The 11,868-nt window shown below is 34.6% G+C and carries 10 protein-coding genes and 1 tRNA gene; 6 read left to right on the forward strand and 5 right to left on the reverse strand.

Annotation, left to right across the window (positions count from 1 at the left end):
• Positions 1-511: 511 nt before the first annotated feature.
• From P2086_RS12635 to P2086_RS12645, 3 genes are all read right to left on the reverse strand, one after another.
• Entirely contained in the window at positions 512-919 is a 408-nt protein-coding gene (locus P2086_RS12635) for a response regulator (protein ID WP_317897104.1), read from the reverse strand.
• A 55-nt stretch (positions 920-974) separates the two neighbouring features.
• Positions 975-1,235 (reverse strand): hypothetical protein, encoded by a 261-nt coding sequence (locus P2086_RS12640; RefSeq protein WP_317897105.1) that lies wholly within the window; start codon positions 1,233-1,235, stop codon positions 975-977.
• 597 nt (positions 1,236-1,832) lie between these two features.
• Positions 1,833-1,917: transfer RNA gene (locus P2086_RS12645), tRNA-Ser, on the reverse strand.
• A 72-nt stretch (positions 1,918-1,989) separates the two neighbouring features.
• Here P2086_RS12645 and P2086_RS12650 point away from each other — a divergent pair.
• Positions 1,990-3,501, forward strand: coding sequence for a GWxTD domain-containing protein (locus P2086_RS12650; RefSeq protein WP_317897106.1), 1,512 nt, complete (start codon positions 1,990-1,992; stop codon positions 3,499-3,501).
• Between the two features lie 5 nt (positions 3,502-3,506).
• A complete protein-coding gene (locus P2086_RS12655) occupies positions 3,507-4,562 on the forward strand; it encodes a glycosyltransferase family 2 protein (protein WP_317897107.1) in 1,056 nt (351 codons plus the stop codon).
• Positions 4,563-4,746: 184 nt separating this feature from the next.
• Here the strand turns inward: P2086_RS12655 and P2086_RS12660 are convergent, their stop codons facing one another.
• Positions 4,747-6,288: a sodium:solute symporter gene (locus P2086_RS12660; RefSeq protein ID WP_317897108.1), complete on the reverse strand. Its 1,542-nt coding sequence runs from the start codon at positions 6,286-6,288 to the stop codon at positions 4,747-4,749.
• A 186-nt stretch (positions 6,289-6,474) separates the two neighbouring features.
• On the opposite strand from P2086_RS12660, the gene P2086_RS12665 reads away from it, so the two are divergent.
• The 4 genes from P2086_RS12665 to P2086_RS12680 all read left to right on the forward strand — a co-directional run bounded on the left by P2086_RS12665 (position 6,475) and on the right by P2086_RS12680 (position 9,267).
• Positions 6,475-7,134 carry a hypothetical protein gene (locus P2086_RS12665; protein ID WP_317897109.1) on the forward strand — a complete coding sequence of 220 codons (660 nt, stop codon included), beginning with the start codon at positions 6,475-6,477 and terminating at the stop codon, positions 7,132-7,134.
• The gene (locus P2086_RS12670) at positions 7,135-8,025 is read left to right on the forward strand and encodes an alpha/beta hydrolase (protein WP_317897110.1); all 891 of its coding nucleotides are present in this window, start codon (positions 7,135-7,137) and stop codon (positions 8,023-8,025) included.
• 199 nt (positions 8,026-8,224) lie between these two features.
• Complete coding sequence (gene recR, locus P2086_RS12675) at positions 8,225-8,842, forward strand: recombination mediator RecR (protein WP_317897111.1); 618 nt, start codon at positions 8,225-8,227, stop codon at positions 8,840-8,842.
• Positions 8,842-9,267, forward strand: coding sequence for a GNAT family N-acetyltransferase (locus tag P2086_RS12680; protein ID WP_317897112.1), 426 nt, complete (start codon positions 8,842-8,844; stop codon positions 9,265-9,267). The genes recR and P2086_RS12680 overlap by 1 nt, the downstream gene beginning before the upstream one ends.
• Positions 9,268-9,392: 125 nt before the next feature.
• Here P2086_RS12680 and P2086_RS12685 read toward each other — a convergent pair whose 3' ends face one another.
• Positions 9,393-11,819, reverse strand: a complete 2,427-nt coding sequence (locus P2086_RS12685) for a DUF5723 family protein (protein ID WP_317897113.1) — start codon at positions 11,817-11,819, stop codon at positions 9,393-9,395.
• Positions 11,820-11,868 lie beyond the last annotated feature (49 nt).

Consider the following 11,868-nt stretch of genomic DNA (forward strand, 5'->3'; position numbering starts at 1 on the left):
CATTTTTTTGATGTTGTCGAATTCCGACACAACATGTCGGAAATCCGACATGTTTACACTTAAAAAGATGCGTTGTGAAAATTTTGAAATAGAATTGAGTAGCATATTTATGATTTTAATAACACTCTTTCAAAAAAAATGGAAATCTAACGAGTCGATTGCATTTTTTTACAATTGTCGTGTGGAAGTTGGAAAACTTTGTACGCTTTGGGTGCTTGGGGATTAGTAAACACTAATACTTAAACTCCAAGAGTCATAATACAGGGCGCAAGCCAGTTCGCACAAGGAGGGTTTGTGAAAAACGAGCCTTATGTATTTACCAGTGGGAAGAAAGCTCCCGAGTTCGAACCAATTTATTAAGGATTTAAAGAAAATCCCTAATTTTCAGAAATTTGTTTAGTTAGAAGTAATAAACAACTGATATTGAAAGCTTATTACTTGTTTATGAAGTTTGAGAGTATATTTGTTTTATTTCGGGTGGTTCATAGTGTTCTTATAAAGTTGATAGAAATTAGGTCAACCACTTATGTCTAAGGTCTAATGAAATAAGTTTCTGTTCTATCTTTCTTTCAAGGCCACTATAAAATTCAGCAACACCAAAAACTCGTAATTCCTCTCTGTTTTTTTCGTCACGACTTGAATTTATTATTGCCACAGGAACTTTACTCAGTAGTTTTGTTGTTCTTACTGTATATAATACAAATTTCAAAAAAATGGTGTGCATATTCATGTCTAAAAATATGAGACTTGGTTTTGTTTTACACTTCTCAAAATAAGCGATTGTTTCTTCTTCATCGTATAATGATTCTATAAGAACTTGAGGCACTGCGTTATTTATAGTCCTTCTCAAAAGAAAATGATCCTTCTTTTCATGGTCAATGATAAGCGCATAGAATAAATTAGAATTAAGATTTTTCATTTCAGTTTTTTTTAAAGGTTCATATCCAACTCTATAAAATCAATCGCAATTTTGGTCAGTTTGACGATAATACGGTTACACTATTAGCGAAAAAAATGTACTTGTAAATTTTGCCTTTTATAAGTACCACTTTGTTTTTAAGTTTTTTTAATTTTTCACAGTTAAAAGGCTCTTCACCTTTAAACATTAAAAAATAGGTTCTGCCTTTAGATTTCAAGTAGAATGCAATGTTGTCTTTTTTGGAAAATTTCCCGAAAGAACGAGCAATCAGTTTGCCTTGAATGACGGTGTTATTTTCAGCATTTTCAGATTTCATGGAGCTAAGGGTTTAAGTAAATACTCTGCTGTCTATATTTAAGACTTTAAAAGCGTCACATACCCCTTAATGAATAGGCAAGTTGTTTTCTAAAAAAATGTTAAACTGAAAAATCGGTTACCAGAGCCATGAAGAAAGTTTTACTATTCTGTGTTAAGGAAAATTTTTCTTATTAAAGTTCAATTTGGGCTAGAAGTACTAATGCTTCCGCTGAATCATTCAACACTAAAATGAAAGCTTATAGAGACTCTTTCAGAGGTGTAAATAATATTAGTTTTTCCTATTCAGATTCTCAAATATTTATGCTTATAATTCCTTTCCTCCAACAATTCGGATTGATCCCCTGAAAGCAAGCTTTCTACAACTGATCAAAATAAAAAAAGGATTGAGCAAAGCCCAATCCTTTTGTATTTATCTGCGGAGAAATAGGGATTAGCTTTCGCTGATCCCTATAAACCCAGAGTCACAATACAAACGAAGGCTCGTGAAAAACGAGCCTTCGTTTTTTGTTTTCACACCCCCGATTGAAAGCTTGCTTTCATCGTGTGTGATGAAAACAAAAAAAGCGCACTAACGTGCGCCTTTTGTATTTATCAGCGGAGAAATAGGGATTCGAACCCCAGGTACCTCGCGGTACAACAGTTTTCAAGACTGCCGCAATCGACCACTCTGCCATTTCTCCAGAGGTGGCAAATTTACTACTTTTTTTACATCTGGCAAACCATTTTAATTTTTTTTCATTAAATTTATAGTATTGAATTGGTTTACACTTCATAAGAATTTAAAATCCGCAGTACTTCTTATTTTTGCGGTTTATTTAAGTGGAAATTTATCCGCTCAAGTAGATGCTTATTATAGTTCTGGCGTATTTAATACACCTAAAAATGAGCCATTTATAGAGACTTACCTCACCATTGTTGGTAAATCTTTAACAGCAAAAAGAATAGAAGATAAGCTTCAAAATTCGATTAACGTCGAGCTTAAAATATTTAAAGATTCGGTTTTAGTGAAAGTAAATAAGTACAATCTACTAGGACCAATTTTTCCGTCATCTCAACTAGCACCTTCTTTCATTGATAATCAGCGCTACTCACTTCCAAACGGTAATTATATTATTGAGATCAGTTTGCAAGATAACTACGAACCAGCTCGAAAACCTTTACTTATAAAAGCGCCTTTAAAAATCGATTTCAATGCTGTAGACCTTCAGTCTTCATCCATTCAAGCTCTGGAAAGTTTTAAAAAAAGTGAGAACGAAAGTGCTATCACTAAATCTGGGTATGATCTGGTTCCCTACACGGCGAACTATTACCCAGAGAACAATAAACAACTTGCTTTTTATTTTGAAGCATACAACACCGATAAAGTACTTGGTGTGAATAAGTCTTTTATTTTTTCTTATTATCTCGAGATAAATGCAGATCGTACCATACTAAATAATTATGGTGCTTTCAAAAAACAAACGACCGCAGCCGTTAATCCGCTGCTTGCTAAATTAGACATAAGTAAGTTAGCTAGTGGCAATTACAATCTTGTTATTCAAGTAAAAGATGAAGATAACAAATTGCATTTAGAGAAAAAATACTTTTTTCAAAGATTAAATACAACAGCCGATAAAATTGAAAGGCAACGTTATAACAATGAACAAAGCATTGCCGAGTATGTGGGACAATGTAATAATCTTGATACGCTTAAAATGTTTGTGGAGTGTTTGTGGCCAATTGCAAACAGTTATGATAAGGAACGTATAATCAATCAGTCTCTTGGAAAAGATGGTCAAATAATGAAGAACTTTGTTGTTGATTTTTGGGAACGAAGGGCTGCTGATACAGCCAATCCTATAAAGCTGTGGGCTGCCTATTATAAAGAGGTTCAACAGACCCTGATTCTTTTTAAGTGTGGTAAGCAGAAAGGATACTACTCTGACCGCGGACGTGTTTATCTTCAGTATGGCGCTCCAAGTCAACGCAGTCAGCAAAACATCGAAAACAATACCTTTCCATACGAGATTTGGCAGTATTACAGAACGTCAGATGCTGTAAATGGGCAGTTTTTTAGTAACAAAAAATTTGTATTCGTAAATAATATGTTGGGTGACGATTGTTTTAAGTTAATTCACAGCGACATGCGAGGTGAAATAAATAATCCAAGATGGCAATTTGAAGTCACCCGAAGGAATAACAATGGTTTGGGAGATCTTGATAACACAACTCCTGCGGGAACGGAGTATAACCAATTTAATGAAATTTATAGTAACCCGAGATAGAAAACATGAGTGAGTCGAATGTTGCGGTGGTTATTTTAAATTTTAATGGTAAATCTTTTCTAGAAAAATTCCTTCCTGGAATTATTAAAAACTCATCACCACATAAAATAGTTGTAGCCGATAATGGTAGTACCGACGACTCCCTTAACTATTTAGAATCTCATTTTCCTCAAGTTTCTATTATCAAAAATGGAGGAAACTATGGGTATGCGAAAGGTTATAATTTAGCACTCCAAAAAGTAGAAGCCGATTATTTTGTACTCTTAAATAGCGATGTGGAAGTAACTCCAAATTGGATTGAACCCATTATTTTGTTAATGGATGTGGATAAACAAATTGCGGCCTGCCAACCCAAACTAATCGACTATGCTAAGAGAAACCTCTTTGAATATGCAGGCGCTTCTGGTGGTTTTATTGATAAATACGGTTATCCATTTTGTAGAGGCCGCATTTTTAATACACTCGAAGAAGATAATGGTCAGCATAATGTTGCACGTGAAGTTTTTTGGGCTAGCGGAGCTTGTTTATTTATTCGGGCAGATGCTTTTAGAAGAGTGGGGGGATTTGATGATGATTATTTTGCGCACATGGAAGAAATAGATTTGTGTTGGCGGTTAAAAAATCTTGGTTATAAAATATATGTAGAACCGGCTTCCGTTATCTACCATATTGGAGGCGGAACTTTGAACAAGCTTTCGAAACGTAAAACCTTTCTTAATTTTAGAAATAATTTGGTTACGTATACTAAAAATAGTCATTCGAGTTTTTTATTTTGGAGGATCTTACTTCGATTTATTTTAGACGGTGTTGCTGCCTTTAAATTTTTATTCGATGGACAACCAAAACATTTTTTTGCTGTATTAAAAGCGCACGGCAATTATTATCTCTGGCTTCCGCGAACGCTTGCAAAACGCAGGTTAATGAAAAGAATGACAGGGTTTAATTACACAGAAACGGAAATTTATCAGTCTAGTATTGTCTCTGAACACTTCCTAAAACATAAAAATAAATTCAGTGATCTGCAGGAATCTTTTTTTAAAACTAAGTCTATCAGCAGATAAAGTTCCGTTTTGCTTGTAAAGCTGAAAGTCAGGAAGGTAAAGTAGTTGCACGAAAAAAAGTTATGGCGAATTAATTTAGTTTTTGAGAAAACTCCTTTAGTTAAAAATTTAATGTTTAATACCGCGTTATTTGCTGTGGTTCGCTGTTCATTTTCAAACATCATCAGATCAGTTAAAATCTGTTTTAAGCAATTTTTTGTTCCGCAATCAAAGCTGCTGCTGGACCTTTTTGTTTCTCTGAAATAAAATATAAACCTAAAAAGGTAAAAAGCCCATTAATAAGTATTAACTCATTTCCTATTTTATAACCCGAAAACAAAGATTCTGATAATTGGTTCAAACCTAAACTCATGTGAAGTTTCTTTTCATACCAGTTTGGACTGCAAGTGACATCTAGGGCTAATACAATCAATGGCGCAATAATGCAAACATACCAAATCAGTTTGTCGTTCAGTTTTCGATTTGTAAGTATTCCGAAAGAGAATAAGCCCAAGAGCGGTCCGTATGTGATGCTGGCAAATTTTAAAATAAAATCAATAATTAATTTATCATTAATTGCTTTAAAAATTAATACCATTAGAAAAAATGAAGCGGCAATTGAAAAATGAACCTTTAAACGCGTGTTTCTTTTTTGTTTTTCAGTTCCTTCTTTTCGCTTCATGTCAAGGATATCAATACAATAACAAGAAGTGATCGATGTGATGGCACCATCCACACTTGGAAATAGAGCCGATATCAAGGCAAGTATAAATATAATTCCGATTATCCCACTAAAAGTGTCACTGAGAGCGATGGTTGGAAAAAGGTCATCTGGAGCCACATTAATACCTTTGGAACTAGCATATAGGTAAAGAATCCCACCTAAAAAAAGAAACAGCAAATTAACTATTACAAGTACCACAGAAAAGGAAATAATGTTCTTTTGAGAGTCACGAATGGTTTTAACACTGATGTTTTTTTGCATCATTTCCTGATCAAGTCCTGTCATAGCAATAGCTATAAATGCGCCACCAATTATTTGTTTGAGGAAGTAAGAACCCGACATGACATCGAAGTTAAACACTTTGGTATATCCCTTTTCATTCATTTGTGCTAGTGCTCCTGAAAAATCAAGTCCCATCGCTTTAACGATCACAATTATACAAACAACCAAACCTAACAACATTCCTGTAGTCTGCAGGGTATCGGTGTAAATAATTGTTTTTACTCCTCCTTCAAACGTGTATAAAATTATAAGTGCCAATATTACCAGCGTGGTGAGCTCAAATGGAATCCCTAACTTATCGAAAATAAATATCTGTAGAACACTGATTACTAAATAAAGTCTGGCAGTTGCACCAACCAAACGCGATAAAATAAAAAAGAAAGCACCTGCTTTATGTGCGTTTATTCCAAACCGTTTTTCTAAGTAGGTGTAAATAGACGTGAGATTTAATTTGTAATACAATGGAATTAAAACAAAGGCAATAACCATGTACCCAATTAAATACCCTAAAACTATCTGGAAGTAAAAAAAATTATTCGTAGCAACACCTCCAGGTACGCTCACAAAGGTCACACCACTTAAACTGGTGCCTATCATTCCGAAAGCAACGAGCATCCAATTGCTATTTTTATTTCCGATAAAAAAAGAATCGTTGGTTGAATTTCGTCCTGTAATCCATGCCACCAAAAGCAGTAAAGCGAAATAGGAAATAACAATGGTAAATAATAAAATAGGAGACATCGGCTAAAATTCTTGTTCGCACAAAGATTTATGAATTAGTGTTTAAAAAAAAGAAATTTGAGAATAGTTCTAAACAAAATCGGGGTGGATAAATACTCAATCTGATGAATATCATAAGTAATCTAATCATTACTATCGTTTTGTTCCATTGTAATATTTATTTATCTTGTTTATGATTTTAAGCTTATGAAATTGATCTGCGGAATTTTAGTATTATTGGTTTTACAAAACTGTGCCCCCTCGCGGTATGTAAAACCTTTGACTAAAGGCCAAAAAGCGATTAGTTTTACATTTGGGGGGCCATTAATAAAATTTGGCGGAGCGCCCATCCCTATTCCCTTTACCACTTTAGGATATGGGTTTGGTATAACGGATGATATAACTGTTTACGGAAATCTGCATACCACAAGTTTGTTATTTGGTAATGCTCAGACTGATTTAGGAGCAACCTTTAACCTTTATAAAAAGGAAAACACATTTGGAATTACTGCCGCTCCTTCGTTGCAATTAGCTTATAACATTAGAAACAAAACAGGTTTTCGGGTTTGGCCTTCAGCAGACGTGAATGCTTATTTTCATTTGACTAAAAAACCATCTTATCTATATGCAGGACTAAACTCTTGGTTCGAACTCTCCACCACAAAAGAGCACAACGAAACTCAACAAAAGCATATTATCCCAAATATTCATTTAGGTTACACAGTTGTGAAAACAAAATGGCAGCATCAATTTGAATTCAAATATCTTGGACTCGGAATGAATAATCAACCTGGAGTAGTTGATTATATTGGAGTTTCTGGTAAAGGAACTCTTGGCCTTTATTATTCATTAATCAGGAAATTTTAGATGAAGAGTGTTTGTTTCATAGCCGTTCTATTTTTAGTTTCATCTTGTTTAAAACTAGACACGAACCTTTACAATACCACTGATAAAATAAGCGAATACAAATTAGACAATTATTCTGGCGAACAGGATTTTATTTTAGACGATACCTATACAATTCCCTCAGATAAAATTACCTTGTTCTCCTTGGCTTCACAATCAGAAAACGAAAGTTCTGCAACCGCTATCAAAGCCTTATATATTGGCGATCTAAATAGAATTAATATGGACACCGTTATTTTATACTGCCACGGTAACAAATGGCACATGGATTTTTACTGGCAGCGTGCAAAAATACTCGCACACATAAATGGTAAAAATAATTACGGAGTAATGATGATGGACTATCGTGGTTTTGGTTTAAGTTCTGGGAAACCAACAGAAGAAGGTATGTATGCCGATGTCGATGCGTGTATGAAATGGTTAAAAGAAAAAGGCTTGACAAGTGAACGTTTAATTATTTATGGATTTAGTCTTGGTAGTGCTTCAGCAACAGAACTTTCCGCAAATCCAAAAACATTAACACCCTCTAAATTAATTTTGGAAGCGCCTTTTGCCAGCGCTGCAGTCATGGTTCAAGATGCTTCGCAATTAAATATGCCGGCAGACTATTTTACAGACCTTAAAATTGATAATGCCGAAGAAATTAAGAAAGTAAGTCAGCCTTTTTTGTGGATGCACGGAACTATGGATAATTTTTTAAACTATAAAACCCATGGGGAAGTGGTTTATAAAAACTATGCAGGTAGTTATAAAGAAAAATTTCTTGTTGATGTTGCCGACCACGGTGAAATACCTGTTAAGATGGGGTTTGAGCTTTATTTAAAAACGATTGGAGAATTTATTAGGAAGTAGTCTTATAAACACTAATTGCACGAATTACACTAAGCCCCAATAAACCATTCGTGTATTTCCGATACAGAAAATTTGCACCAACCATTCGTGTAATTTGTGAAATTCATGTTTTTCTAACTAGGGGAATTTAAACCAACAATTCGTGTTAATTTGTGAAATTAGTGGCTTTCCTTACCGGAGATTTCTATCTTTGTAAACCTTGGAATTTAGCTCTAAAATTATAGAACAGGCTGTTGAAGCCTTTGCACAATTGCCCGGTGTTGGTAAAAAAACAGCCTTACGTTTTGTGTTGCATGTTATTAAACAAGACAAACAACAATCAGAGAATTTAAGCCACCTCATTACACAGCTTAAAAACGATTTACGGTATTGTCAAAAATGCCATAATATTTCCGAAAATGATATTTGCGAAATCTGTGCAAATCCTTCACGTGATGAGACTGTTGTTTGTGTAGTGCAAGACTACCGAGATATCATGGCCATCGAAAACACAGGTCTTTACAAAGGTCACTACCATGTTCTTGGTGGATTAATTTCTCCTCTTGAAGGAATAACTCCCTCGGGATTAAATATTGAAACACTTGTAAATAAAATAAGTAGGAATTCCGTCACTGAAATCATACTTGCTTTAAATGCTACCATGGAAGGAGAAACAACTTCTTTTTATATTTTTAGAAAAATTGCTCAATACAATATTAAACTGAGCGCTATAGCCAGAGGCATTGCCGTTGGTGACGAATTAGAATACGCCGATGAAGTTACACTTGGGCGTTCTATCATTAATCGCATCCCATTTGATTCTCTATTAAAAAAATAATGAATAAGGCCGATCTTAAAACAGAAGTTTGTTCTACTAAAAATTTTGAATTGGTTAAAAAGTACATTGCTGAATTTGAGTTAGACGATCGTCAATTAAAACAGAACGAATTTCTTACAGTAAGTGATGATAAGGGTTTGCTTGGTTTTGGAAGGTTGAGAGAATATAGTGATTTTACGGAATTTTGTTCTTTAGGAATAATTACTCATGAAAGATCAAAAGGACTCGGCAAACATTTATGCGAGGTATTGATTAAGAAGGCTCCTAATAGTATTTATATTGTTTGTGTTATTCCCTCGTATTTTGTTCCTATGGGTTTTGAAATCTGTACCGAATATCCTGAAGAAATTCTCGACAAATTAAAGTACTGCAACAATAGTTTGTGTGTCGAAGAAGGCTATGTGGTAATGCGAAAACTGAAATAGATTTTAGTTTTTTTATAATAACACCGATATCTAGTATTCAACAAAGATTCCGATTTATACTGGTCCTATCGCATTTCCTCAGTGACTGCGTGCCTCTGTATCTCTACGTTGTAAAATAGCAGCCTCTATTCGTTCTTTTGCATAATAATCATTTCTACGCGACGGTTTTTTCTTTTTCCTTCATTAGTCGCATTATCAGCAATAGGAATATTTTGACCAAACCATTCGGTCAGCACATTTTCAGAAGGAACTCCTTTTTTAACTAAAAAATTCTGAACGGCATTTGCTCTTTTTTCAGATAAAATTAAATTACTTTCCTCAGTACCAATATTATCAGTGTGCCCACTTAATTTAATTTTCCAATCAGTGCCATGATTTATTAAAAGCCTTGCAAGAGAACCTAAGGCTGGAAGAGAGGCTTTTTTAATAATATCTTTTCCACTTTCAAACTCTAAAGTAGCAAATGCTTTTTCTAAAATGCGCTTTTCGGCAGGTGCTAATACTATCGGTTCAGGACAACCGTGATAAGCTTCCACACCAGGAACAGTGATACAAGAATCTAACTTATCTATAATGCCATCTTTGTCTGTGTCGGGCCAAGGGCAACCAAGGTTTTCTAGCGGCCCTGCTTCATCAGGACAAGGATCAATTCCATCATGAAAAAAATCACCGTCTCTGTTATTACAACCTTTGTATTTTGCAATTCCTTTTATGGTTGGGCAATCATCTTCTTTGTCAATAATTCCATCGCCATCTGTATCTGGACAACCTTTGTATTTTTTTGTTCCGGCCGCATCAGGGCAATCATCGTCTTTGTCAGGAATCGAATCATTGTCTCGATCAGGGCAACCTCTCATCGCAAGACTTCCTATTTCATAAGGACATTGATCGTCTCCATCTTTTATACCATCACCATCGGTATCAGGACAGCCTTTAAATTCAGCCAAACCAAATTGACCAGGACAAGCATCTGACTTATCAGGAATGCCATCCCCATCTTTATCGGGACAACCTTTTAATGCGACAAGTCCAGGTGTATCAGGACATTCATCTTTATCATCTTTTACACCATCGCCATCGCGATCTCTAAGATGTTTGTATGGAATAGAAACTTTAAGAATGGCATAAAAATTAAACGCAGAAATATCGCCTTTAAAAATCGGTTTAATGTCGTTTGTTCCGAAACAAATTGGACCTAAACGCATGTTTATGCCGGTCAGGAGATTATCTGAACGTCTAGCAGACAATGTATTATAGGTAAACGGAAAAGACAAGTCAAACCAATAATGTTCTATACGTGGTGCAAAACAAACAGAGGAATAATTATAAACTCTGTAAGAATTCGATTTACTGAAATTTGAGAAATGGGTACTTAGGTTTAAATAGAAAAAGCGATTCAGTGCATAGTCAATTTGCGTATTAAATGCTGTTGGGAGTTTAATACTGTATTTATCATTATTAGAATTTTCATTAGAGAATTCAGCACGCATAAGTGAATCAAACATCGCGTAATCAGCTACTGTGGTAAACTGGAGAAAATTATCTCTTCGCACCGCAATGTCCAAATCGTAATAACTACCTTGTTTTGTGAAATTAATTTTCCCTAAATCAACTAGTGAAGCTCCAATTTTGAGTTTGTATTTATTTAAGTCGTTTCGCCATTTAAAGTGCTTACCATCAGGTTTATATTTAAAGTCCTGAAATTTTGGCCGCCACTCATAAATAATTCCAAGATCAAGCCCAAAATTTAATTTGGTAACGGGATGGTAAAAGTCGCGCACAGGACGCTCGCTATCTAATGGAGATTTAAAATTATCGGAATGCCCGTAAGCTAATTTAGCATCAAAATAACTTAAAGTATCCAGTGTGCTTAGTTTAAAATCTAGATCTTTAATAATAAAATAAGCGCTCTCTAAACCTTGAACGAGTTTTGGTGTCGCACCAACTTTTACAAAATGTTTGTTTTTATCTTTTAAAACGCGCGAGTAGGTGAGTCCGTATTCTGCCCAACTCATTTGCACGGCGCTTAAATTTTTTGCTTGTATGCGATTGTTTTGGGTAATATTCAAATCAAGTTCTTTTTCAAATAAATTCGCCATTTCTTGCGGCATTCCATCAAAGTTGCTGATTTGTCTCACACTCCAAGTAAAAGCAATAGCATTTTTGGAGTTGATTTGATACATCACTGAAGGCAAAAGAACTCTGTTTTCAAGAATAACAGCGCGGTCTTTTGAATTAGAAAATATATTAAAATTCTTATAAACATTATCAGGAACATTAGGAGTATTGTTTTTCCACGTGTCTGGAAATTTACCATCAGTACGTTTTAAGGATTCTCTTTTGATTTGAAACCAAGAGTTATTAAAATTGAAATCTAAACCTGTTAAAAGAATATCTAATTTTAATCGGTTATCTGCCGCTGCCGCAGGATTAGAAATAACCTGATTTAAGCCACTAAAATTTCCACCCCCATAGGAAAAATAATCCTGAGCAAACACTTTAGAATTTAGGAAAATAAGAAAGCCAATTAAAATAAGGGCTCGAAGGCTCATGTTACTAACAAATATAGTAAAAAAAGGGAATAAATTAGCCTTAAGAAAA

Source organism: Aurantibacillus circumpalustris (genome assembly GCF_029625215.1).
Classification (GTDB): Bacteria; Bacteroidota; Bacteroidia; order B-17B0; family Aurantibacillaceae; genus Aurantibacillus; species Aurantibacillus circumpalustris.